This window comes from Phytohabitans rumicis, from assembly GCF_011764445.1.
Lineage (GTDB): Bacteria > Actinomycetota > Actinomycetes > Mycobacteriales > Micromonosporaceae > Phytohabitans > Phytohabitans rumicis.
Map to the genome: position 1 here is coordinate 6704236 of NZ_BLPG01000001.1, position 23423 is coordinate 6727658.

Below are 23423 nucleotides of genomic sequence, written 5' to 3' on the forward strand. Positions count from 1 at the left end.
GATTACCCGCCGGCCGCTCGGCCATAGCGTCAATGACATCAAGACGCGAGCCGGGAGGCCACGATGACCACCGAGACCATCACCAACGACCGTACCCAGACGTCCGCCGACTCCGAGCGTGGCCTGCTGCTGACGATGCTGGTGATGGTCGTGCTCGGCGTGTTCGGCATGTACCTCATCTCGCTCTGACCGCCTGCAAGGAAGGGCCCCCTGCTATCGCTTTTTGCATAGCAGGGGGCCCTTCCTAACAGCGGGGCGCTAGGCCGACGGCGGCTCCTCGCCGGTGGAGTGGGGGATGTGGGCGGCGGGGATGACGCCCAAGCGGCCCGCCTGGTAGTCCTCGAACGCCTGCACCAGCTCCTCGCGGGTGTTCATCACGAACGGGCCGTAGTGGGCGACCGGCTCGCGGATCGGCTCCCCACCCATGATGTAGAGATCCAGCGCCGGCGTGTGCGCGTCCTGCTTGGCGTCGGCGGTGACCCGGATCGCGTCCCCGGGACCGTGGACGGCCATCTGTCCGGTGTGGAACGGGCGGCGGTCGGTGCCCACCGTCCCGCGGCCACCCAGGACGTACACCAGGGCGTTGTAGTCCGGTCGCCAGGGCAGGTCGAGGGTGGCGCCCGGTTGCAGCGTGACGTGCAGGATGCTGATCGGGGTGTGAGTGGTGCCCGGGCCCTGGTGCCCGGCCAGCTCGCCGGCGATGACGCGGATCAGCGCGCCGCCGTCCGGGGTGGTCAGCAGGCTCGCCTCCTGGCCGCGGATGTCCTGGTAGCGCGGCGGGCTCATCTTCTTGACCCGGGGCAGATTGACCCACAGTTGCAGGCCGTGGAAGAGGCCGCCGCTGACCACGAGGTGCTCCGGCGGCTTCTCGATGTGCAGGATCCCGGCGCCGGCGGTCATCCACTGGGTGTCGCCGTTGGTGATGGTGCCGCCACCGCCGTTGGAGTCCTGGTGGTCGAAGACGCCGTCGATGATGTACGTGACGGTCTCGAAGCCGCGGTGCGGGTGCCACGGCGTGCCCTTCGGCTCGCCGGGGGCGTAGTCCACCTCACCCATCTGGTCCAGGTGGATGAACGGGTCGAGCTCGGGCAGCGGCACGCCGGCGAAGGCCCGGCGCACCGGGAACCCCTCGCCCTCGAAGCCGCTGGGCGCGGTGATGAGCCGGCGCACCGGCCGGTACGCGGTGGTGGCCTCGTCGAGCTGGGGCAGGCGGGGCAGGACGAGCACGTCGTCCACGGTGACGGCTGGCATGGTGGTTGTCCCCTAAGAGACGCGCTCGGCGCGCAGCCGCTCGCCGAGACGGGTGAAGACACTGGTCAGGACGGCGATCTCGGCATCGTCGAGGTCGTCAACGAAGTGGGCGCGCACCGACCGCAGGTGGTGCGGCGCGGCCTCGCGCAGCGTGCGCAGGCCCTCGGCCGTCAGGACGGCCTCGCTGCCGCGACGGTCCGCCGGACAGCTCTCGCGGGCGACCAGCCCGCGCTTTTCCATCGACCCGATCTGGTACGTCAAGCGGCTCGGCGAGAACACGAGGCGGTTCGCCAGCTCGCCCATCCGCAGCCGGCGACCCGGCGCCTCGGACAGCAACACCAGCACGTGGTAGTCGGCGAACGTCAGTCCGCTGTCGGTGCGCAGGTCGTCTTCGAGCTGCGTCATCAGCCGCTGGCTGGACTCGATGTAGGCCCGCCAGCCGGCCATCTCGGTAGGGGTGAGTGGCTCCGCCATGCCCCCAGGTTACTTCAAATCTGAAGGATCTACCAGGAGCGGTCGACCTCGGTCGAGCCGGTGAGCCGGAGCTTGCGCTGCGCCCGCTGGTAGAACGTGGTGTGGCCGAGGCGTACGACGTTCGCGGCGCCCGGCACCGCGCAGACCTCCACCACGTCGCCGGGGCACAGCCGGCCCACCACCGCGCCGTCGGACTCGACCTCCAGGTCGCCGCTCGCCGGCAGCACCCGCAGCGCGACCTTTTCGCCCTCGGAGAGCACCAGCGCCCGGTTGTACGCCGAGTGCGGCGCCACCGGCGTCACCACCAGGCCCTGCGCCCGCGGCGAGACGATCGGGCCCCCGGCCGAGAAGCTGTACGCCGTCGACCCGGTGGGCGTCGCCACGATCAGGGCGTCCGCCACATAGTGGATGAACGGATGCCCCTCCACGAAGAGCGCGACCGCGGCCATCGGGCCGCCCGGACGGCGTACCAGGGCCACCTCGTTGAACGCCAACTGCTCTTGATTGTGGAAGATCGAGCGCACCGCCGACCGCGGCTCCACCGTGAACCGCTTGTCGTCGATCGCCGACAGCGCCTCCGGCAGCTGCGGGACGTCGATCTCGGCCAGAAAGCCGAGCCGGCCCAGGTTGACGCCCAGCACGGGCGCCTTGCCGCCGCACGCCAGCCGCATCGAGCGCAGCATCGTGCCGTCGCCACCGAGGCTCACCACGAGGTCGGACTGGTCGGCCAGCTTCTCCGCGGGCACCGGCACGGCGCCGTCGGTGCGATCCACCTCCTCGGGCAGGCCGATGAGCGTTGCCTGATGCCCGCGTACCCAGGTGCCGATGGTCGACATGGCGGCGCGGCTGTCCCGCTCGGGATGCAGCACCAAGCCGACCGTACGGATCATCGAGGTGTCCGAAAAGTCACGGACAAACGGTAGCAGCGAGGGCCTCGGGGTCGCCGGAGCGAAATAGTGCCTCATCCGCCCTGAATACGTTCGTTGGGCGGTTAGGGTTCGAGAGCGTGGATGATCTGGATCTGACGAACTGGCGTGAGCGGGTCGCCCGGATGTACCTATCCGATCTTGACCTGGCCGGCTTCCGGGCTGCCCGGGATGATCTCTTCGCTGCTCACCCCCAGTCACCCGTCCCGGCCGAGGAGCGGTCCGCGTTCGCCGGACTGCGCTACTTTCCGGAAAATCCGGCCGCCGTCGTCGACGTACCCCTGGAACCGTCGTCTGGTGGGTTGGAGCTCGACACCGGCGGTCCGGACGGCGTCGTGCGCTACCGCCGGGTCGCGGTGGCCGCGACGCCGTGGGGTCCGCTGACCCTCTTCTGGATCGAGGCGTACGGCGGTGGCCTGTTCCTGCCGTTCCGCGACGGCACCTACGGCAAGCAGACGTACGGCGCCGGCCGGTACCTGACCGACACCGTCAAGGGCACCTTCGGCCGCGGCGTGGTCGTGCTGCCCGGTGACCGGGTGCGCCTGGACTTCAACTACGCGTACAACCCCAGCTGCGCGTACTCGCCGGAGTGGCTGTGCCCGCTCGCGCCCGAGGAGAACCGGCTCGTCGCCCCGATCGAGGCGGGCGAACTCACGTATTGGCAGCCTGCCAGTTCAGCCGGGTGAGCAGCTGGCGGGCCTGCTCGGCGTGCTCCGCGTCCACGGCGACCGCGTACTGGCTGGCCTGCAGCGAACTCGTCGACGTGAAGTCGCGCCGGCCGCCGGTCATCGCATGCGCGATCGCGCCGAACACGGCACCCCACAACGCGCCCACCAGGACGCCGGTGAGGATGACGCCGAACCAGTTCGACTCGCTGAAGATGCCGAAGAGCAGGCCGATGAACAGGCCGAACCAGGCGCCGGTGGCCAGGCCGGCGAGCGCGGCCTTGCCGGTGGTCATCCGGCCCAACACGTTCTCCACGAGCCGCAGGTCGGTGCCCACGATCGCGGCCCGTTCGACCGGGAACTCGTTGTCCGACAGGTAGTCCACCGCGCGCTGGGCCGACATGTAGTCCGGGTACGTCGCGATGGTGACGGTAGGACGGGCAGGATTCTCGGGTCTGGTCACGACGTTTCACCTTCCCCGCGGTCGCATCGCGCAAACGCGGCGCTACCGTGATCCAGTGGCTCCTCTGCTCGCCATCGCCCACCGCGCCGGCAACGACGTGACCGGCCTCCGCGCCGCCCTGGACGCCGGCGTCGACCTGGTCGAGGCCGACATCCACCTCTTCCGCGGCGCGCTGGAGGTACGGCACCTCAAGACGCTCGGCCCGCAACTGCTGTGGGACAAATGGGAGCTGGCGCGCCGGCGGGACACCACGCTCCCCGTACTCGGGGAGATCCTGACCGCCGCGGACGGTGACGCCCGGCTGATGCTCGACCTGAAGGGCCCGGCGGCGGCGCTCGCCCCGAAGGTCGCCGCCCTGCTGCGGGAGGTCGCACCGCGGGCGCCGATCACGGTGTGCACGAAGCACTGGCGGATGCTGGACTCGTTCGAGGACCCGGTACGCCGCGTGCTGTCCGCGAGCAACCGGCTGTCGCTGCGCAGGTTGCGCGCCCGGCTGCGCCGCCAACCCGAGTACGGCGTGTCCGTGCGCCGCGAACTGCTGACCCCGGCGGTGGTGGCGGAGCTGCGCGAGTCCGTACAGACGGTGATGGTGTGGCCCGTCGACACCCCGGAGGCGCTGGCCCACGCCCGTTCGCTCGACGTAACCGCCGTGATCAGCAAAAACCTCCCCTCCTCCAGGACCTCATCGCATCCCGCTAACCACGTCCCACCCGCACGCCCCGCCCCGCCCCGCGCCCGCACGTCCCGCCCGCCGCGCGCGGCGCCCGCCTGCGGCGCGCTGCGCGTCGATCAAGGATTTCGCCGTCGATCAAGGGCAAAAGGCCGTGGTTTGGAGATCAAGTCGCGGCCGTTTGCCCTTGATCGACGCAAAAGTCCTTGATCGACGCGCAGCGCGCCGGCCCGCGCGGCCCCACCCCGGCCCACGCGGCCCACGCCGGGCCGGGTGCGGCTTGGGCGCGGCCCGCGCTGGCGCCCGTGCTTGGCGGTGCGGATGTGTGTCGATCAAGGATTTCCCCGTCGATCAAGGGCGAATGGTCGTGGTTTGGAGATCGAGTCACGGCCATTCGCCCTTGATCGACGGGCAAGCCCTTGATCGACGGCGAAAGTCCTTGATCGATGGAGGGCTGACAGTGGAAGCATGTGTGGCATGGGCGATGAGGTACGGGACGACGTGACGCTCACCAATCTCGACCAGCCGCTCTTCGACGGGGCGGGCGCGACAAAGCGCGACCTGGTGGACTATCTCGACGCGGTGCGTGACCGGATCATCCCGGCGCTGCACGATCGGCCGCTGTCGGTCGTGCGGGTACGCGTCGGCCAGGAACCGTTCATGCAGAAGAACGTCCCGAAGTACACGCCGTCGTGGGTCAACACGGTCACGCTGTGGGCCGAGTCGTCGCGGCGGGACGTGTCGTACGCGCTGTGCAACGACCGCCGAACGCTGCTGTGGCTGGCCAACCAGCGGGCGGTGGAATACCACACGACGCTGGTCCGGGCCGACCGCTGGGATCGCGTCACGCATCTCGTACTCGATCTCGATCCACCTGGGGCGGACGCGTTCGCGCAGACGGTGCGGGCCGCGCACCTGGTCCGCGAGGCCCTTGCCGGCGCGGGCCTGGTCGGTGCCGTGAAGACCAGCGGGGCGAAGGGCCTGCACATCTTCGTCCCGGTCGACGCGGCGGCCCCGATCAACGATGTGGCCGCGGCGACGCGGGCGATCGCGGCGCGCGCCGAGCGGATCGACCCGGTGCTGGCGACGACGGCGTTCATCCGGGAGGACCGGGAGGGGAAGGTCTTCCTGGACTCGACGCGGGCGGGCGGGGCGACGGTGGTGTCCGCGTACAGCCCGCGGGTGCGGCCGGGGGTGCCGGTGTCGTTCCCGGTGGCCTGGGACGACCTGGACAGCGTCGCCCCCGCCGACTTCACCGTGCGTACGGCGGTGGGGCTGCTGGGCGCGGGCGACCTGTGGGTCGAGCGGATGCCCGCGCCGCAGCCGCTGCCGGCCGATCTGATCGCGGAGGGACACGAGATCCCGATCGCCCGGGTGCAGGCGATGCACGAGGGCAAGCGCCGAGCCCGAGCCCGCCGCCAGTGAGCAGTGCAAGGAAGGGCACCTTGTTATGCAAAAAGCGATAACAAGGTGCCCTTCCTTGCACCAAAGGCTCAGGAGGCGTCGTCGAAGCGGCGGCGTAGCTCGCGCATGTCGTCGTCGTCGACGAGGGCTAGCATCGCCTGCTCCTGGTACTGGGCCGGAATGATGTCGCGGACCCGCTCCGGGTAGCCCTCGCCACCCTCGGCGACCCGGATCTTCGCCGGTTCGACGAACTCCACCGACAGCGGGCCGGACAGCTTGACGGCGAAGTCCCAGGCGCGGTTGGGCTCGGCGACCGCGCACAGGTGGTTGCCGTAGAAGATCCGCACCTCGGCCAGCGTGGTCGCGCCGGGCGGGTCGAAGCCGAGCGTCTTGACCGCGCACAGCACGGCGCCTTCGCTGGCGACCGCACCGTGGCCGTGGTCGTGGTGCTGGGCCGGGGTGGACTGCTCCAGGATCGCGGCGACCCGGTCGGCGAGCTGGTTTTGCAGGGTCGGCGGCTTGGCGGGGGCGCCCGAGCCGAGGCCGCGCAGCAGCACCGCCAGTACGGTGGCGGCCACCACGATGATCGCGACGGCGATCCAGCGGGTCCGGCCGCGCTTGCGTACCGGGGGCGCCTCGATGGCGGCGGTCATTCGGCACCGTCCAATCCGCCTGTGGGCCCCGCGCCACACCGCGCGGGGCCCGGGGGCAAGTTACGAGCAGGCCGCACCGTTGAGGGTGTAGCCGGTCGGCGCCGCCAGGGAGCCGGTGAAGGTGCCTTGGAACCCGATGCTGACCGTGGCGCCGGTGGCCAGCGGGCCGTTCCAGGTCGCGTTGGTCACCGTGATCTGCGTACCGGACTGGGTCCAGGTGCCGTTCCAGCCGTTGGTCAGCCGGACGGTGGAGCCGACCGTGAAGCGCAGCGTCCAACTCGACACCGCGGCGCCCCGGTTGGTGACCCGTAGTTCGGCGGTGAAGCCGCCGGTCCACTGGTTCGGCGTGTAGACCACCGTGCAGGCCCCGGGTGCGGCCGTGGTGGGCGCCGCCGTGGTCGGGGCGGCGGTGGTTGGGGCGGCGGTCGTCGGGGCCGCGGTGGTGGGCGCCGCCGTGGTGGGTGCGGTGGTCGGCGGCCGCGTGGTGGGCGGCGTCGTGTACGGGCCGGCCGCGATGGCCAGGTCGTACGCCCGCTGCGGGACGAACTGGCCGGCGGTGGCGATGCAGCCGTCCGCCTCGCCCGGCAGCTTGATCCACAGGAACGCGTCGACCGCCGCGTCGCCGGTGCTGTTGGTGCTCGGGATGCCGATCGCGCGACCGGCGGGGTCGCACCACTCCGAGCCGGCCGGGCCGTTGCCGTTGCGGCTGGTGTCGATGACCATCTTCAGGCTGGACGCGCCGGTGGCCGCGATGACCGCCTTGCCGTACGGGATGAGCTCGGCGTTGGTGCGGTAGTTGGAGACGTTCAGCGAGATGCCGTGGGCGCTGTTGGCGATGTCGGCCGCGACCAGGCGGGCGGCCATCGCGCTGGCGGACAGCCACGCGGAATGCGCCGCGTCGAAGTAGACCCGGGCCTGCGACGAGCCGGCCTTGAGCTGCTTGCCCGCGTACGCCATCGAGGCGCTCGTCTCGGCCTGCTGGGCGGCGCTCTGGCAGTCGCTCATCAGGGCGAGCACGTCAGGTTCGAGGATGATGGTGGCCGGGCGACCGGCGAGCCCGAGGGCGACCTGGTCGACCCACTGCCGGTACGCCTGGTGGCTGGGCGCGCCGCCGGAGCTGGCGCCGCCGCAGTCGCGGTTGGGGATGTTGTAGACCACCAGGATCGGGATCTTGCCGGCCGCCGCGGCCGCGCCGACGAGCGTGTCGACCTGGCCACGTACGGCCGAGGTGTTGGTCGTGGTGAACCAGCGCGCCTGCGGCGTGTTGGCGATCCGGTCCCGGATGACAGGGGTCCGCGAGTCGTTGGGGTTGGCGGCCACCCAGCGGGCCGCCTGGGTCTCCGGATCCACGTAGAATACGGAGTCGGCGGCCGATGCGGCGTGGGGCTGCAGCAGCCCGACACCCACCGCGGTCGCCGTTGCGAGTGCGGCGGCAGCGGCCGCGACAGTGGCGGAGAGTGCGGATCTCCTGCGCATGCGGGACTCCTTCCCGGCATAGAGCTCCCTCATTGGAAGCGCTCCCATGGCATCGATTACCGTACGGGATTTGTTGCGTCGATGTGAAGACCCGAAGTCCAATCGGTTGTCGTTGATCTAGCGAGATGTCCGGGGCGTACTAGAGTGCGACTGGGAAGGTACGCTTGGGACTTAGATGATCATGCGGCACGAGGCCATGTTCTACGCGGACGACGAGGACTACCTCGTTGGCGTCCGCGAGTTCATCGATGGTGGTCTTGCGGCTGGCGACCCGGTCCTGGTCGCCGTGCCGGCGCCCCGCCTCCAACTGATCCGCCGCGCCCTGGGCGCCGCCGCGAGCCGGGTACGGCTCCTGGACATGGCGCGCGCCGGGCGCAACCCCGGTCGCATCATCCCCGCCGTGCTGCACGCCTTCGTCAGCGAGCACGCCGGCCGGTGGGCCCGGATCATCGGGGAGCCGATCTGGCCCGGCCGCCCCGCCGACGTCTACCCCCGGTGCGTCCAGCACGAGGCGCTCATCAACCTGGCCCTCGCGGACCGCCGCGCCACCATCCTGTGCCCGTACGACATCGCCGGGCTCGAGCCGGCGGCGGTCGCGGACGCCGTCCGCACCCACCCGTTCCTGGTCGAGTCGGGTACGCGCCGAGCCAGCGACGGGTACACGGCGCCCGAGTCGGTGGTGGCCTCGTTCAACCGGCCGCTGCCCGAGCCGTCCGATCCGCCCGCCGTGCTGATCTTCGACACGGGTGAGCTGCCGGCCGTCCGGCGGTTCGTGGTCACCATCGCCGAGCTTGCCGGCATGCGCGACGAACGCCTCGACGACCTGCTCGTGGCCGTCAACGAGCTGGCGACCAACGCGGTGACCCATGGCCTGGGTCCGGCCACGCTGCGGGTCTGGCGCGACGGCGACGGCCTGGTCTGCGAGGTGCGCGACGGCGGCCAGATGACGGACGTGCTCGCTGGGCGCATCCCGCCGGCGCACCACAGCGAGGGCGGCCGCGGGCTGATGCTGGTCAACCTGCTCTCCGACGCCGTGCACATCCACACTCTCCGGACATCCACGACGGTGCGCTTCCATATGGCGGTGAACGGCGTCGGTTAGCTCTCCGTTCACCTGACGGCCGTTCCGGGCCGCGATGATGCCGCCTTGTGAAGAAGCTGAGTGTGGCGCTGGCCGGCGCCCTGATTCTGACCCTCCTGCCCGGTGCCGCGCAGGCGCACGGGCGGACCGACTTCGACCTGCAGGCCCATCGCGGCGGCCTCGGGCTGCGGGTGGAGAGCACGCTCGCCTCCTTCGGGAACGCGTTGCGGCTCGGCGTGAGCACGCTGGAGTTGGACGTGCAGATCACCGAGGACGGTCAGGCGGTGGTGACGCACGACCGCCGCGTGTCCGGCGCGAAGTGCGCCGACACCGGGCCCGCCGTTCCGGGCGACCCCGAGTTTCCGTACGTCGGCAAGTACGTCAACACGCTGACCCTGGCGCAGGTGCGGACGCTGGACTGTGGCGGCAAGACCATCCTGCCGGGGCAACTCGCCGTGCCGGGCGCCCGGTTGCCGCTGCTGCGCGAGGTGTTCGCGCTGGTGAAGCGGTACGGCGCCAGCGGCGTCAAGCTCAACGTGGAGACCAAAGTGGAGGCCGGCGCGCCGAGCGAGACGGCGCCGCGGGAGCGGTTCGTGCAGGTGACCGCGCGGGAGATCCGGGCGGCCGGGCTGCTGAAGCAGGTGACGATCCAGAGTTTCGACTGGGGCGCGCTGATGCGGATGCGCCAGGTCGAGCCGCGCCTGCCGCTGGTTGCTCTCACCAACTACGACTTCCTGCAGACCGGGCAGCCGGGCGCGTCGCCGTGGCTGGGCGGCATCGACATCGACGACTTCGGCGGCGACCCGATCAAGGCGATCAAGTCGTTCGGTGCGACCACGTTCTCGCCGGTGCACGGCTTCCCGCAGGGCGGCTCGGTGACCGACCCGGCGTACCGGCCGTATGTGACCAAGCAGATGGTCGAGCACGCGCACCGCCACGGCATCAAGGTGGTGCCGTGGACCATCGACGACGTACCGACGATGGGCAAGCTGATCGACGACGGCGTGGACGGCATCATCACCGACTACCCGGACCGCCTGCGCGGGCTGCTCGCCCAGCGCGGGTTCAAGCTGCCGCGCGGCTACGCCGCCCCGTTCGACATCCAGGGCCACCGCGGCGCGCGGGCGGTGCGGCCGGAAAACACACTGCCGGCATTCGAGTACGCGCTGGCGAACCGGGCCGTGTCCACATTGGAGCTCGACACGGGGGTCACGCAGGACGGTCACCTGGTGGTCATCCACGACCGGACGATCAACGGCTCGCACTGCGTCGACACCGCGCCGGCGTGGTCGGGTGACCCGGAGTTCCCGTACGTCGGCAAGCGGGTGCACGACCTGACGCTGCGCCAGCTCAAGACCATCGACTGCGGATCGAAGACACTGCCGGAGTTTCCGGCGCAGGTGGCCGTGCCGGGGGCGCGGATCCCGACGCTGGACGAGGTCTTCTCGCTCGTGCGCTCCTCGGGCCGGTCGGACGTACGGCTGAACATCGAAACCAAGATCAGCCCGACGGTGGCGGACACGGTTCCCGCGGACGCCTTCGCCCGGAAGCTGGTTTCCTCGCTGCGGCGCGCCGGGTTCGTCGACCGCGCCACGATCCAGTCGTTCGACTGGCGCACGCTCATCGAGGCCCGCCGGCTGGACCGCCGCGTACAGACCGTCGCCCTGGTCTGGCAGTACGGGCCGGCCGAGTGCGCCTCGATCGCCGACGAGTGCTCGCTGCAGGCGGCGTACGGCGACCCTTCGGTGAAGAGCCCGTGGACCGGCGGGCTGGACTGGTGGAAGTACCAGGACCTGGGCAAGCTCGTACGGGCCGCCGGGGCCACCACCGTCTCGTCGAACTGGCAGGTGCACGACCCGGCGCAGGTGCTGTCGGCGTCGCCGGACTGGTACCTGCGGACCAACCCGGCGTACTTCCACGGCCCGACGGTGCCCGTGCTCCAGAAGCGGTACGGCCTGGCGGTCGTGCCGTACACGGTCAACGACCCGGCGGTCATGCAGCGCGTGATCGACCTGGGCGTGGACGGCATCATCACGGACGACCCGGACGCGCTGGTGGCGGTAGCGATCAAGAACGGCCTGCGCTGACCTTTTTTGGTGGTTTATACCCTCTTGCCCCGGAGTGAGTTGCATGATCGGAAGGAATGCTCTCGCTCCGGGAACAGGAGGCACCGATGTCCGATTCTCTGGCGGTCGGGCGCGTCGACATCGATGACGCGCTCACCGATATGTGGAAGTCAATCTTCGTATTCCTGCCCAAGGCGGTCGCCTTCCTGGCGATCCTGTTCGTGGGTTGGATCGTCGCGAGGTTCATCCGCCGGATCGTCCTGAAGGGGCTCCGGCGGGTGGGCCTCGACCGCGCCATCGAGCGCGGCGGCATGGGCCGGGTGTTCCAGAGCGGCCGGTACGACGCCAGCACCGTCGCGTCCAAGCTCATCTACTACGCCGTCCTGCTGCTCGTCCTGCAACTCGCTTTCGGCATCTGGGGCCCGAACCCGATCAGCGACCTGATCAGCGCCGTTGTCACGTGGCTGCCCAGGGCGTTCGTCGCCATCGTGATCATCGTGGTCGCCGTGGCCATCGCCAACGCCGTACGCGAACTGGTCGGTGGGGCGCTCGGCAACCTGTCGTACGGCCGGCTGCTGGCCACGCTCGCCTGGGTGTTCATCATCGTGCTGGGCGCGATCGCCGCGCTCAACCAGGTGGGCATCGCCACCACGGTCACCACGCCGGTGCTGATCGCCGCGCTGGCCACGATCGCCGGCATCCTGATCGTCGGCGTGGGCGGCGGCCTGATCCGGCCGATGCAGCAGCGCTGGGAGACCATGCTCGACCGGGCGGCCGCCGAGTCTCAAGCGATCAAGGAGCAGACCCAGGCGTACCGCAGTGGCCGCGAGGACGTGGCCCGCGAGATGGCGCCCGCACCCGCCGCCCCGGTGGTGCCGTCCGGCCCCCGCGAGACCGCGCGAACGACGAAACCCAGCGCATCGAACCCCAGCGTTAGGGTTGCTTCCGGCCCGGTGATCAGGGGTTGGCCGACCCCATGGTCACCGGGCGAGGTGGCAGACGGCGAGCAGGCGGGTCAGGACCCAGTCCGGCGTGTGCCAGTCCACCGGGGTCTCGGGGAGGTGCCAGCCGTGCTCGGCGGCGGCGTCGCGCACGCCTTCGGCGTACCCGGCGAGGTGGATCGCGGTCAGCGGCCGCAGGTCGCCGAAGAGGCTGTCGCGGATGGCGGCCGCGTGCTGGTCGACGGCGGCCAGTAGGCCGGGATGGCGGGCGGCGGCGTCCAGGCCGTCGGCGCCGATAGCCGACATCAGGGCGGTGAGCGCGGTGCGCGCGGAACGAGTGGCGGCGCGCGACGTGAAGGCGCTGAACAGCCCGGTCATGTGGATCGACGTTAGCCCGCGAGGCGCACCGGGTCTTCCGCCGGTCGGACGAATCTTGACGGGTTCATAGAACCCTCATTGCGGTGTGTAAGTGTCCGGCTACTCGGGGTGGGAAACGTCGGCGGGGCGGCGGCGCATGGCGTCGTCGGCCAGGATCACGGTGGCCACCATCAGCGCCACGACGATGCTGAAAAGCCACGAGTCGTCGGGCAGCAGCCGAGCGGCGAGCGGGGCCTGGAGCGCGGTCAGCATGAAGCCGAGCCAGGCGAAGCGGCGCTGGCGGACGGTCAGGAAGCCGGGGGCGTGGGGGGCGCGGCGCATCCGGCCAGTCTGACGCGGACCCCACCGGCCGCTCGTCGTACGATCGGACGATTGTGGTTGATGCGTCCGGTTGAGACGGCTTTGGTAACAGGGTTGGCGGGCACCCGACAGTCGGGAAGGATCGGATCTCGTGTCGACCACCCGGACCCCGACCCGCGGGTCAACGCTGCTGCTCGCCTACTTCGCCTTCGTCAGTCTGGGGCTGCCGGACGGCCTGCTCGGCGTGGGCTGGCCGTCGATCAGCGAAGACTTCGACGTGCCGCGGGAGTCGGTCGGGCTGCTGCTCGCGCTCGGCACGGCCGGCTATCTGAGCTCCAGCGTGGCGGCCGGGTTCACCATCGCGCGGCTGGGCGTGGGGCGGCTGCTGGCCGGCAGCACCGCGCTGTGCAGCATCGCGCTCGCGACGTACGCGATGTCGCCGGCCCTCGCCCTGATGGTCGTCTTCGCGCTGGTGCTCGGCCTGGGCGGCGGGGCGATCGACTCGGGGCTCAACGCGTACGCGGCGGCGGCCTTCGGCCCCGCCACATGAACTGGATGCACGCGTTCTTCGGGCTCGGCGTCGCGATCGGCCCGCTGATCATGACCGCGGTGCTGTCCGCGGGCCTGTCCTGGCGCTGGGGGTACGGCGTGGTCGCCGCCGCCCAGGCGGTGCTCGCCACCGCGTTCGTGCTGACGGTGCGCAACTGGGCCGCCCACCGCGCGGCCCCGGCGGACGGTGGTCCGCCGGTGCGGGTGCCGATCCGGGACACGCTCGTCATCCCCGCCGTCTGGCTGGGCGCCCTCGCGTTCGGCGTGTACGTCGCCGTGGAGGTGGCGGCGGGCCTCTGGGCGTACACGCTGCTGACCGAGGGGCGCGACATCGGCCCGGCGGTGGCCGGCGTGTGCGTGTCCGCGTACTGGGCCAGCCTCTTCCTGGGCCGGGTGGTCCAGGGCGTGGTCGCCGAACGCGTCGGCAGCGGCCAGGTGCTGTGGGCCAGCCTCGCCGGGATGGCGGGCGGCGCGGTGCTGGTCGCCCTGCCGGCGCCGGGCTGGGTCGCCGCCGCCGGCCTGGCGGTCATCGGCTTCGCGGCCGCCCCGGTCTTCCCGCTGATGACGCTGACCACCGCCGACCGGGTGGGCGACGCGCACGCGGACCGGGCGATCGGCGTACAACTGGGGGCGTCGGCCCTCGGCGGCGCGCTGCTGCCGGGCCTGGTCGGCGTGCTCATCAGCCGGGTGGACGTCGAGGCGCTCGGGCCCTCGCTGGTGGCGATGTCGCTGCTTCTGATGCTGCTGTACGCCGCCTCCGCCCGTCGGCAAGCAGTTCCGCGTTGACCTCGACGCCGAGTATGACCGCGCAGTTGGACAGGTAGAGCCACACCAGGAACGCGATGATCCCGCCCAGCGTCCCGTACGTGGCGTCGTACGAGCCGAAGTTCGCCACGTAGAGCCCGAAGCCGAACGACGAGATCGCCCAGACCAGGAGCGTCACGAACCCGCCGATGGTGAGCCAGCGGAACCGCGGCTGGCGCACGTTCGGCGCGATCCAGAACATCAGCGACAGCAGCAGCATCATCACCGCCACGAGCACCGGCCACTTCAGGATCGACCAGGCGGTCCGGGCGGCGTCGCCGGCGCCCAGCGCGTTGCCGATCGCGTCGGTGACCGGGCCGCTGACGATCAGGATGACGGCGACGACCGCGAGCAGGACCAGGGCCGTCGCGGTGATCAGGAGCTGGAGCGGGCGCAGCTTGTAGACCGGGCGGTCCTCCTCGACCCCATAGATCGCGTTGGAGGCCCGGGTGAACGCGCCGACGTAGCCGGACGCGGACCACAGCGCTCCGATCAGACCGAAGCTCAGCAGCACGCTCGGCGAGTCCTGCTTGGTCACCACGTCGTTGATCGTGTTCACGACGCTGTCGTTCGCCGCCACGGATCCGGCGCCGAGGTCGGTGGCGATGTCGACGATGGTGTCGACGGTCTGCTCGCCCTCGGACACCAGACCGACGAGCGCGACGATGACGATGAGGGCGGGAAAGATGGCCAGCACGGCGTAGTACGTCAGCGCGGCCGCCCAGTCGGTGCCGTTGTCCTTCATGAAGCCCTTGGCGGCCCGGACCAGGATCTGCGACGCGGTGGCGAACATGCCCGCCACTACCCCCACACCCACCAGCACAAACGTCGACCTCCTCGGCAGCGGTAGGTTCCTGGTGTGACGATCGTTGACGCGGTGGTGGTCGGCGCGGGGCACAACGGCCTCGTCGCCGCCAACCTGCTGGCCGACGCCGGGTGGGACGTGCTCGTGCTGGAGGCCGCCGCCACGCCCGGCGGCGCGATCCGGTCCGCGGAGGTCACCGCGCCCGGCTACCTGAGCGACCTCTACAGCTCGTTCTACCCGCTCGGGTACGCCTCGCCGGTCATGCGCCGCCTCCGGCTCACCGACCACGGGCTGGCCTGGCGGCACGCGCCCGACGTGCTCACCCACCTGCTGCCCGACGGCCGCGCCGCGACGCTCAACCGCAGGCCGGAGACCACCGCGGCCTCCGTCGAAGCGTTCGCCGCCGGTGACGGGGCGCGCTGGCTCGATGCGTACGCCGAGTGGCGCGCCATCTCCGACCGCCTGCTGGCGGCGCTGTTCACGCCGTTTCCGCCGGTGGTCGGCACGGCGGGGCTGCTGCGCCGGCTGCGGGTGGCCGGGGCGCTGCGGATGGCCCGCCGCCTCATCCTGCCGGTCCGCAGGCTGAGCGACGAGCTCTTCCGCGGCGAGGGCGCCGCCGCGCTGCTGGCGGGCTGCGCCCTGCACACCGATCTGTCCACCGAGGACGCCGGCAGCGGCGTCTACGGCTGGCTCCTGGCCATGCTGGGCCAGGAGCGCGGCTGGCCGGTCCCGATCGGCGGCGCGCAGCGCATCACCGAGGCGCTCGTCGCGCGCCTGCGGGTTCGCGGCGGTCGCATCGAGTACGGCGTACGCGTCGACCGGGTCCTGACCGCGCGTGGCCGTGCGGTGGGTGTGTCCACCGTGGACGGCCGGCGCTGGCAGGCTCGCCGGGCGGTGCTCGCCGACGTGCCCGCGCCCGCCCTCTACCTGGACCTGGTCGGCGCGGCCCAGCTGCCGCCCCGCCTGGTGGAGGAGCTGGCCCACTTTCGCTGGGACGGCTCGACCGTCAAGGTGGACTGGGCGCTGTCGGCCCCCATGCCGTGGAAGAACCGGGCCGCCGCCGGCGCCGGCACCATCCACGTCGGCGGCGACCTCAATGGACTGACCCGCTACGCAGCCGCGCTGGCCTGCGGTGAGGTGCCCGAGGACCCGTTCCTCATCATCGGACAGCTGACGACCACCGACCCGAGCCGCTCGCCGGCCGGCACGGAGTCGCTGTGGGGATATACGCATCTGCCGTTCCGGCGGGAGTGGTCGGCCGACGACGTGCTCGCCCACGTCGAACGCATGGAGGCGGTGCTGGAGGACCATGCCCCGGGGTTTGGCCGGCTCGTCGTCGGGCGGCACGTCGCCGGCCCGGCCGACCTGGAGCGGGCGAACCCGAGCCTGGTGGGCGGCGCGATCGGCGGCGGTACGTCTTCGGCGTACCAGCAGCTCTTCCTGCGCCCGGTGCCCGGCCTGGGGCGCGCGGACACGCCCGTCGACCGGCTCTTCCTTGCCAGCTCGTCGGCGCACCCGGGTGGGGGAGTGCACGGCGGCCCCGGCGCCAACGCCGCCCGCGCCGCCCTGGCCCGGGATCGCGCGCTGACCGGCGACGCGTACCGGCTCGCGGTGTCGGCCGCGCACCGCGCCATCTACCGCTAGCCGGGCCCTACGTTGCCGTGAAGAGGTGGCCGGCGGGGGCGGGCCGGCCGAGCAGCCAGCCCTGGCCGACGTCGCACCCGATCGCCCGGAGCCGGTCGAGCTGGTGCGAGGTCTCGATGCCCTCCGCGGTGACGCTCAGGTCCAGCGTGTGTCCCAAGTGGACGAGCGAGGTCAGGATCGCCTCGTCGGTGCGGCCCGTGGCGCCGTGGTGGTCGAGCCCGGCCACGAACGGGCGGGCCACCTTGATCCCGTGCACCGGCAGGGAGCGCAGGTAGGCCAGGCCGCAGTACCCGGTGCCGAAGTCGTCCAGCACCACCCGGACGCCGAGGCCGGCCAGCGCGTGCAGGTTGCGGACCGCGTCGCCTTCGGCCGTCATGACGTCGTTTTCGGTGATCTCCAGCTGGAGCCGGTGCGACGGCAGGCCCACCCGGTCGAGCACGGCGGCGACCTCGGCGGCCAGCCCGGGGTAGCACAGCTGCCGGGCGGCCAGGTTGACGCTAACGACGGGCGCCGCGGGTCGCACGTTTTGCCATTGCATCGCCTGGCGGCACGCCTGCTCCAGCAGGTGCATGCCCAGCGGCAGGATGAACCCGGAGTCTTCGGCCAGGCCGATGAACCGTCCCGGCAGCAGCCGGCCCAGCTCGGGGTGTGCCCACCGGGCCAGCCCTTCCACCGCGACGACCGCGCCGGTCGTCAGGTCGACCATCGGCTGGTACGCCAGCGCGAACTCGCCCCGCGCCAAGGCGCCCGGCATCTCCGCCGAGAGCCGGTAGCGGGCCACGTCGCGGGCGTTCTGCTCGTCGTCGAAGACGCGCCACCGGTCCCGGCCGTCATCCTTGGCCCAGTGCAGCGCCATCGCGGCGGCGCGGATCGCGTCCACCGGGTCGCCGTCGCCCACCGCGCGCTCCACCACGCCGGCGCTCGCCGCGACCGGCAGCTCGTGGCCGTCCACTTCGAACGGTGCGCGGAGCAGCACGAGCGCCCGGTCGGCCAGCTTCGCCGCGTCCTCGGCGTTGGTGGTGCCCCGGATCAGCAGCGCGAACTCGTCGCCGCCCAGGTGACACGCGACGGCATCCGGCACCTGCGACAGCCGCTCGGCGACCGCCCGCAGCAGGCGGTCGCCAGCGGCGTACCCGAGGCTGTTGTTGACCGCGCGGACCCGGTCGACGCCGATGAGGCAGAGGCCGAAGCGGCCCGGCGCGGAGGCGTCCGTCCGCAGTTCGCTCAGCCAATGGCTCAGCTGTGTCCGGTTGGGCAGGCCGGTCAGCGCGTCGTGCAGCGCCGCGTGCCGCAGCCGCTCCTCGCTGCGCCGCAGCGCCCGCTCCGCCTCGGAGCGGGCGGTGATGTCGGCCCGGCGCAGCGAGTCCTGCTGGTCCAGGGTCCGGTCGTGCAGGGTCGCGGTGTAGCCCATGGTGAGCGCCTCGACGAGCGCGGCCAGGCGCTCGCGACTGACCACACCGGACAGGTCCAGAGTGGACAGTAGGCGGGTGGTGAGCATGGTGACCGTGCGCCCGAGCCCTTCGGGCGCGATCGCGGCCGTGTTGGCGAGGTCGACGCCGACCCGGTAGCCGCCGACCGCGTCGAACGGGTCGGCGGTCAGCGCCTGCGCCAGCCGCTCGCTGAGGTCGAGAAAGAACGCCTCCCGCTCGGCCCGCGTCAACAGCACGTAGCTGGCGTCGTGGACCGCCTGGCCCCACGCCCGCGCGAACCGCTCCACCGGCCTCATGGCTTGCGCCCTACGCCCCCGTAGTTCATCGAGGCGAGCTGCTCCGGCTTGTCGTCGGGCGACTCCGGGCGCCACTCGTGCACCCAGACCAGGCCGGGCTCGACCAGCTCGAAGCCGTCGAAGAAGCGAAGGATCTCGGCCCGGGTACGCGTCGCCAGCGGGGTCGGCGTCCGTTCGATCGCCCGGCTGGCCTCTTTGAACTCGTCGGGGCGGCTCTCGTGGGTGGCGTGCCCGATCACCAGGTAGCTGCCCGGCGCCAGCCGGTCCTTGAGCGTCTGGAGTGCGCCGTACGGGTCGCGCTCGTCGCGGACGGCGTGCAGCAGTGCCACGAGCAGCAGCGCCACCGGCTTGTCGAAGTCGATCAGTCCGCGCACGCCCGGGCTGTCGAGGATGGCCTGGGGCGCGGAGAAGTCCTCGCGGATCGCCGTCGCGTACCCGTTGGTGGCGAGGATCTGCTGGCTGTGCGCGACGGCGACCGGATCGATGTCGACGTACGCCACCCGCGCCAGCGGGTCGACCTTCTGCGCGATCTCGTGCACGTTGCCGACCGTCGGGATGCCCGACCCGATGTCGAGGAACTGCCGGATCCCCTGATCGAGAACGTGCCGCACAGCGCGGTGGAGGAATGCCCGATTTATCCGTGCCTGTACTTTGGCGTCCGGGAACACCTCGGTCAGCTTGCGGGCCAGCTCGCGGTCGGCGGTGAAGTTGTGCGAGCCGCCGAGCAGATAGTCGTACGCCCTGGCCAGGGTGGCCGTGTTGAGATCGACGTCGGCGGGTGCCCAGTCCGGTCGGTCGGTCATCGCGCTCCTCGGGGGTGGGGGTAGGACACCAAGTATCCTGTGTCAGCGGTCACAGCTCAAACGCGGCCGCTCGCGCACACCCCCTCGATCGTCACGATGATCGCGGCCACCTCCACGGCCAGCAGGCCGATGAGCACCAGCAGTTGGATAGCGCCGGCCTGCACCGGGCTGGCGCCGCCCAACAGCACACCGACGAACGCCCCCGGCAGTGTGACCAGGCCGACCGTCCGGGTCTGATCCAGCGCCGGGACCAGCGCGGTCGCCGCCGTGGGCCGGCAGATCTCCAGGGCCGCGTCGCGCCGCAGCAGGCCGAGAGCCAGCCCGGCCTCGTACTCGCCGTGGCGGGTGCGCAGCTCGTCGCGGGCCCGCCGGCCGGCGAGCGAGGTCGCGGTCATCGCGCCGCCGATCAGGATGCCCGCGATGGGTACGACCGAGATGCCCCGCAGTGGCACCAACCCCGAGGCGAGGAGCAGGACCAGCACCGGTACCACCCCGGTCGCGATGGCGGCCGCCGGTATCCACCACGCCGACCAGTTCTCGGCGACGCGCCGCGCGGAGGTCAGCGTGGCCACCACGTACATCAGCGTGACGAACGCCACCGTGAGCAGCCCGTGGCGCAGCACCGCGACGATGACGGCGGAAACCGCTATGAGCTGCACGGTCGCCCGGATCGACGCGGTCACGACGGCCTTGCCGGTGCCGAGCTTCCCGGCGTACGCGCCGATCGCCGCGTACGCGGTCAGCGCAACAAGGACGCCCGCCAATAGTGGCCCAACCGGAAGCTCAGTAGCGTTCACGGACTAGATCTTCCCGCGCCACCCACCCGCCACCCATCCGGTGATCATGAAGTTTTCGCTTGAAGGGAGCGCCCTACTGGGGGCGCAGTGCCTAGCGCTCCGCCGTCTCGGGATGATGGGTCGGCGCCCCGCCCGGGGTCGACCCCGACTCCGGGCCGCGCGGGCGCGGTAGCCACCAGCCTCGCCGATCAAGGATTTCCGCGCCGATCAAGGGCATACGGTCGTGGTTTAGAGATCAAAGCACGACCGTATGCCCTTGATCGACGGCGCCGGGCTCCTGGAGCACAGCCACGGCGTGGCGTCAGTTGATGTTTAGGTCTTGGGAGTCCGGGAACCTGCCTCGTGCGAGGCCGTCCGCACGGGGACCTGCTGCTGGAGGGGACTGCATGCGCATCGCGATGATCTCGGAGCACGCCAGCCCGCTCGCCGCACTGGGCGGCGCGGATGCCGGTGCGCAGAACATCCACGTCGCCGAGTTGTCCGCCGCGCTCGCGGAGCAGGGCCACGACGTGCGCGTCTACACCCGGCGCGACTCCGCCGGGCTGCCCGCGCTCGTGCCGATGAGAGACGGCGTGGAGGTGGCACACGTGCCGGCCGGCCCGCCCGAGCCGTTGCCCGCGGAGGCGCTGCTGCCGTACATGAAGGACTTCGGCCGCTGGCTGGTCGATCAGTGGCGGGGCGACGACTGGGCGCCCACCGTGGCGCACGCCCACTTCTGGATGAGTGGCCTGGCCGCCGTTGTCGCCGGGCGCCAGGTCGGCGTGCCGGTCGTACAGACGTACCACGCGCTGGGCACGGTGAATCGGCGCCACCAAGGCGCGGCGGACACCAGCCCGCCGCAGCGGATCGGATACGAGCGGGCGCTGGGCCGCGCCGTGGACCGCGTCGTCGCGCAGTGCCAGGACGAGGTGCGCGAACTGGTCCGCATGGGCGTTCCCCGCGCCAGGATGGCTATCGTCCCGTCCGGCGTCGACAGTGGACGGTTCACACCGGACGGTCCGGCGGTAGCGCGTGATCCGCGCCGGCCGCGCATCCTCACGGTGGGTGGGTTCGTGGAACGCAGGGGACTCGCCGACGTCATCCAGGCGATGCGGGTCGTGCCCCGCGCCGAGTGTGTCGTGGTCGGCGGGCCGGACGCCGCGCAGCTCGCCACCGACCCGTTCGCCCAACGGCTGCGCAGCGTCGCGGAGTCGACCAACGTCGCCGACCGGGTCCAACTCGTCGGCGCGGTGCCGGCCAGCGACATGCCCCGCTGGTACCGTTCGGCCGACGTGCTCGCGTCCGCCCCCTGGTACGAGCAGTTCGGCCGCACTCCGCTGGAGGCGATGGCTTGCGGCGTACCCGTGATCGGCTCGTCGGTCGGCGGCCTCACGGACACCGTCGTGGACGGCCTCACCGGCGACCTCGTGCCCCCACGCGACCCCCGCTCGCTGGGCGTCGCGATGCGCCGACTGCTGGGCGATCCGGTGCGCAGGTTCGCGTACGCCACGGCGGCGCTCGACCGGGCCCGCCAGTGCTACTCGTGGAAGCGGGTCGCCGAGCAGCTCACCGCCGTCTACTCGGCGGTCAGCCGGCTGCGTCGGACCAGGGGCGCCGTGGCGTGAGCGAGATTCGTAGGGTGCCGACAGACTGACGCGTGTCGCTCCAGCGTAATACGTGATAAGTTGTGCGTACTACGTTGGAGGATGGCGATCTTGCCACCCATGAGGATCAGACAAGTCTTGTGGAACGGAAACACGCCCTATGCCACGAGGCGGGCAAGTGTCGCGGAGATCGAGGACGTTCTGTGCGACTTCCGGTCCGTCTTTCGGCGCAACCTGCCGGGCCGAGCGGCGACGCATCTCGCTACCGGGCGGACCAGTGCCGGCAGGCCACTCGTGGTCGCCTTCATCTACGAAGCGGAAACCCGCACCGCGAAGCCGATCAACGCGTGGGAGAAGTAAATGGCCAATCGGGAAGGACGGAATCGGATGGAGGACGACGACTACGCGCGGATGGCCGACGAGGCGTACACCCACCGCCACGAGGTTGATCAGTTGGAGCAGGTTGAGGTCGACGTCGACCAGGATGTCCGGTCGGTCGTGTCGGTTAGGTTCAACCGGGGCGAGCTTGGCCCCATCGATACGGCTGCTCGCGCGGCGGGTGTGCCGTTGTCGACGTACATCCGGAATGCGGCACTGCGTGCGGCGACCGGCGCTCCCACGGTGGACGCCGCGGGCGTCCGCAAGGCATTGGACGCACTGCAGCGGGAGCTTGACGAGGTCCGGCGGCTAGCCGGCGTGGCGGAGTCCGCGAAGAAGCGCCGCGTCACTCGCAAGAACAGTCGGACCGCTTAGTCATTCGCGGCGTGTGGCCGGGCCGGTGGAGTCGCGGACTACCAGGCGGCAGGGTTGGCGGATGACGCCCGACGCGGGCTGGCCGTCCAGGGCGGCGAAAAGGTGTTTCACCGCGGTCGCGCCGAGCTGCTGCAGGTTGAGGTCCACTGTGGTCAGTGGGGGCTGGCAGTCGGCGGCGAACTCATGCCAGTTGTCGTACCCGATGATGGAGACGTCGTCGGGGATTTGGCGGCCGAGCTCCCGGACGGTGTTGGCCACGCCGGTGGCGATCTGGTCGTTGCCGCAGAAGATGGCGTCGATCTCGGGGTTGGCGGTGAGGAGCATCTTGGCGGCGTTCCGGCCCCAGCGCTGTGACCACTCGCCGTACAAGGGGTCGCCGCCGACGAGCGGGAGTCCGGCGGCCGCGAGGACTTTGCGGAGGCTGGCGACGCGGTCGCGGGCGGCCCGGTACGCCTCCGGGCCGGTGATGTGCGCGATCCGTTGGCGGCCCAAGGAGACCAGGTGCTCGGTGGCGAGCCGGGCGCCGTCCTCGTCGTCGGCGAGTACCGACAGGTCGCCCGGGTCGTCGGACTCGCCGTACACGTAGACGACCGGGACCGGGATGTCGCGGGTGAGCGACGGGCGAAGGTCGTTGGAGTCGCCGAGCACGATGAAGCCGTCGACCTGGCGCGCCAGCAGCGTACGGATGTAGTGCTGGCGGCGGATGGCGTCGCCGCGGGCGTCGCACAGCAGGACGGACATCTGCTCGTTGCCCAACGCGTTTTCCACGCCCAGCAGGATCGGGATGGAGAACCGGCCGGCGAGCTCGTCGGTGAGCAGGCCGACCGTGCGGGTGCGCCCGGAGATGAGGCCGCGGGCGAGCACGTTCGGCTGGAAGGAGAGCTCGTCGGCTGCCTGGAGGACACGGCGACGGGTCTCGGGCGCGACCTCGTCGCGCGCGTTGAGCGCCTTCGACGCGGTCGCCACCGATACGCCGGCCAGCCGGGCCACGTCGCTCAGCGTGACCGACTGGGATCGCTGCCTGCCCACCGAAATCCTTTCGAATCAACTTTCGGTGTGAAGACTACATCATCTCTCGGCCAAGATATCGACCCTTGACATCGTCGTAACGGGGTGGCTACATTGCCGAAAAGGTTTTCGGCCACCGGGCGGCCGCGACCCTCAGCGTTGGCGTTTGGTTTCTTTTGGGCAAGCGCAGCGGGAGGTGGCGT

25 protein-coding genes and 1 pseudogene are annotated in these 23423 nt (G+C 71.2%); 13 read left to right on the forward strand and 13 right to left on the reverse strand.

The annotated features are described in order from the left end of the window. Positions 1-63: 63 nt before the first annotated feature. The gene (locus tag Prum_RS53950) at positions 64-189 is read left to right on the forward strand and encodes a hypothetical protein (RefSeq protein WP_281369027.1); all 126 of its coding nucleotides are present in this window, start codon (positions 64-66) and stop codon (positions 187-189) included. 69 nt (positions 190-258) lie between these two features. Here the strand turns inward: Prum_RS53950 and Prum_RS30510 are convergent, their stop codons facing one another. The 3 genes from Prum_RS30510 to Prum_RS30520 are packed head-to-tail and all read right to left on the reverse strand — an operon-like array spanning position 259 to position 2594. After that, positions 259-1251: a pirin family protein gene (locus Prum_RS30510; RefSeq protein ID WP_173079608.1), complete on the reverse strand. Its 993-nt coding sequence runs from the start codon at positions 1249-1251 to the stop codon at positions 259-261. Between the two features lie 12 nt (positions 1252-1263). Then, positions 1264-1725, reverse strand: a complete 462-nt coding sequence (locus tag Prum_RS30515; RefSeq protein WP_173079609.1) for a MarR family winged helix-turn-helix transcriptional regulator — start codon at positions 1723-1725, stop codon at positions 1264-1266. A 29-nt stretch (positions 1726-1754) separates the two neighbouring features. Beyond that, entirely contained in the window at positions 1755-2594 is an 840-nt protein-coding gene (locus Prum_RS30520) for an NAD(+)/NADH kinase (protein WP_218577401.1), read from the reverse strand. A gap of 137 nt (positions 2595-2731) precedes the next feature. Here Prum_RS30520 and Prum_RS30525 point away from each other — a divergent pair, with 137 nt between their 5' ends. Next, a complete protein-coding gene (locus Prum_RS30525) occupies positions 2732-3337 on the forward strand; it encodes a DUF1684 domain-containing protein (protein WP_173079610.1) in 606 nt (201 codons plus the stop codon). Here the strand turns inward: Prum_RS30525 and Prum_RS30530 are convergent. Beyond that, positions 3303-3779 carry a YflT domain-containing protein gene (locus Prum_RS30530; protein WP_308785386.1) on the reverse strand — a complete coding sequence of 159 codons (477 nt, stop codon included), beginning with the start codon at positions 3777-3779 and terminating at the stop codon, positions 3303-3305. The two genes, Prum_RS30525 and Prum_RS30530, sit on opposite strands and share 35 nt — an antisense overlap. Before the next feature lie 55 nt (positions 3780-3834). On the opposite strand from Prum_RS30530, the gene Prum_RS30535 reads away from it, so the two are divergent. Continuing rightward, on the forward strand, positions 3835-4659 hold the full coding sequence (locus Prum_RS30535; RefSeq protein ID WP_173079611.1) for a glycerophosphodiester phosphodiesterase: 825 nt from the start codon (positions 3835-3837) through the stop codon (positions 4657-4659). Positions 4660-4917: 258 nt separating this feature from the next. Further along, on the forward strand, positions 4918-5874 hold the full coding sequence (locus Prum_RS30540) for a DNA polymerase domain-containing protein (RefSeq protein ID WP_173079612.1): 957 nt from the start codon (positions 4918-4920) through the stop codon (positions 5872-5874). Between the two features lie 68 nt (positions 5875-5942). On the opposite strand, the gene Prum_RS30545 is transcribed toward Prum_RS30540, so the two are convergent. Both Prum_RS30545 and Prum_RS53955 read right to left on the reverse strand, forming a co-directional pair. Continuing rightward, the gene (locus Prum_RS30545; RefSeq protein ID WP_173079613.1) at positions 5943-6506 is read right to left on the reverse strand and encodes a hypothetical protein; all 564 of its coding nucleotides are present in this window, start codon (positions 6504-6506) and stop codon (positions 5943-5945) included. A gap of 60 nt (positions 6507-6566) precedes the next feature. Continuing rightward, entirely contained in the window at positions 6567-7982 is a 1416-nt protein-coding gene (locus tag Prum_RS53955) for a glycoside hydrolase family 6 protein (RefSeq protein WP_173079614.1), read from the reverse strand. Positions 7983-8157: 175 nt separating this feature from the next. On the opposite strand from Prum_RS53955, the gene Prum_RS30555 reads away from it, so the two are divergent. The 3 genes and pseudogenes from Prum_RS30555 to Prum_RS30565 form a co-directional block, all read left to right on the forward strand. Then, positions 8158-9084 (forward strand): anti-sigma factor RsbA family regulatory protein, encoded by a 927-nt coding sequence (locus Prum_RS30555; protein ID WP_173079615.1) that lies wholly within the window; start codon positions 8158-8160, stop codon positions 9082-9084. 47 nt (positions 9085-9131) lie between these two features. Beyond that, on the forward strand, positions 9132-11150 hold the full coding sequence (locus Prum_RS30560) for a glycerophosphodiester phosphodiesterase family protein (RefSeq protein WP_173079616.1): 2019 nt from the start codon (positions 9132-9134) through the stop codon (positions 11148-11150). 86 nt (positions 11151-11236) lie between these two features. Beyond that, a pseudogene (locus tag Prum_RS30565) lies at positions 11237-11980 on the forward strand (mechanosensitive ion channel family protein); the annotation flags it as partial. Positions 11981-12109: 129 nt separating this feature from the next. Here the strand turns inward: Prum_RS30565 and Prum_RS52145 are convergent. Both Prum_RS52145 and Prum_RS30570 read right to left on the reverse strand, forming a co-directional pair. Next, positions 12110-12448 (reverse strand): DUF6401 family natural product biosynthesis protein, encoded by a 339-nt coding sequence (locus Prum_RS52145; protein WP_246278193.1) that lies wholly within the window; start codon positions 12446-12448, stop codon positions 12110-12112. Positions 12449-12547: 99 nt separating this feature from the next. Beyond that, entirely contained in the window at positions 12548-12769 is a 222-nt protein-coding gene (locus Prum_RS30570) for a hypothetical protein (RefSeq protein WP_173079617.1), read from the reverse strand. Positions 12770-12899: 130 nt separating this feature from the next. Here Prum_RS30570 and Prum_RS52150 point away from each other — a divergent pair, with 130 nt between their 5' ends. Continuing rightward, positions 12900-13298: an MFS transporter gene (locus Prum_RS52150; protein ID WP_246278194.1), complete on the forward strand. Its 399-nt coding sequence runs from the start codon at positions 12900-12902 to the stop codon at positions 13296-13298. Beyond that, a complete protein-coding gene (locus Prum_RS30575) occupies positions 13295-14083 on the forward strand; it encodes an MFS transporter (protein ID WP_246278195.1) in 789 nt (262 codons plus the stop codon). The genes Prum_RS52150 and Prum_RS30575 overlap by 4 nt, the downstream gene beginning before the upstream one ends. On the opposite strand, the gene Prum_RS30580 is transcribed toward Prum_RS30575, so the two are convergent. Continuing rightward, the gene (locus tag Prum_RS30580; protein WP_308785387.1) at positions 13977-14918 is read right to left on the reverse strand and encodes a YihY/virulence factor BrkB family protein; all 942 of its coding nucleotides are present in this window, start codon (positions 14916-14918) and stop codon (positions 13977-13979) included. The two genes, Prum_RS30575 and Prum_RS30580, sit on opposite strands and share 107 nt — an antisense overlap. A 42-nt stretch (positions 14919-14960) precedes the next feature. On the opposite strand from Prum_RS30580, the gene Prum_RS30585 reads away from it, so the two are divergent. After that, positions 14961-16550, forward strand: coding sequence for a phytoene desaturase family protein (locus Prum_RS30585; RefSeq protein ID WP_173079618.1), 1590 nt, complete (start codon positions 14961-14963; stop codon positions 16548-16550). A gap of 7 nt (positions 16551-16557) precedes the next feature. On the opposite strand, the gene Prum_RS30590 is transcribed toward Prum_RS30585, so the two are convergent. From Prum_RS30590 to Prum_RS30600, 3 genes are read right to left on the reverse strand one after another with little or no spacing between them, the layout of a single operon-like run. Beyond that, a complete protein-coding gene (locus tag Prum_RS30590) occupies positions 16558-18276 on the reverse strand; it encodes a putative bifunctional diguanylate cyclase/phosphodiesterase (protein ID WP_173079619.1) in 1719 nt (572 codons plus the stop codon). Beyond that, positions 18273-19079 (reverse strand): SAM-dependent methyltransferase, encoded by an 807-nt coding sequence (locus Prum_RS30595; RefSeq protein WP_173079620.1) that lies wholly within the window; start codon positions 19077-19079, stop codon positions 18273-18275. Before Prum_RS30595 ends, Prum_RS30590 begins: the two co-directional genes overlap by 4 nt. Positions 19080-19135: 56 nt before the next feature. Continuing rightward, complete coding sequence (locus Prum_RS30600) at positions 19136-19876, reverse strand: ABC transporter permease (RefSeq protein WP_173079621.1); 741 nt, start codon at positions 19874-19876, stop codon at positions 19136-19138. A 386-nt stretch (positions 19877-20262) separates the two neighbouring features. Here Prum_RS30600 and Prum_RS30605 point away from each other — a divergent pair, with 386 nt between their 5' ends. The 3 genes from Prum_RS30605 (at position 20263) to Prum_RS30615 (ending at position 22212) form a co-directional block, all read left to right on the forward strand. Further along, positions 20263-21480 (forward strand): glycosyltransferase, encoded by a 1218-nt coding sequence (locus Prum_RS30605; RefSeq protein WP_173079622.1) that lies wholly within the window; start codon positions 20263-20265, stop codon positions 21478-21480. A gap of 99 nt (positions 21481-21579) precedes the next feature. Then, on the forward strand, positions 21580-21819 hold the full coding sequence (locus tag Prum_RS30610) for a hypothetical protein (protein ID WP_173079623.1): 240 nt from the start codon (positions 21580-21582) through the stop codon (positions 21817-21819). 27 nt (positions 21820-21846) lie between these two features. After that, positions 21847-22212 carry a hypothetical protein gene (locus Prum_RS30615; RefSeq protein ID WP_173079624.1) on the forward strand — a complete coding sequence of 122 codons (366 nt, stop codon included), beginning with the start codon at positions 21847-21849 and terminating at the stop codon, positions 22210-22212. Here Prum_RS30615 and Prum_RS30620 read toward each other — a convergent pair whose 3' ends face one another. Then, the gene (locus tag Prum_RS30620) at positions 22213-23241 is read right to left on the reverse strand and encodes a LacI family DNA-binding transcriptional regulator (protein ID WP_173079625.1); all 1029 of its coding nucleotides are present in this window, start codon (positions 23239-23241) and stop codon (positions 22213-22215) included. It lies immediately after the preceding gene. Positions 23242-23423: the final 182 nt, after the last annotated feature.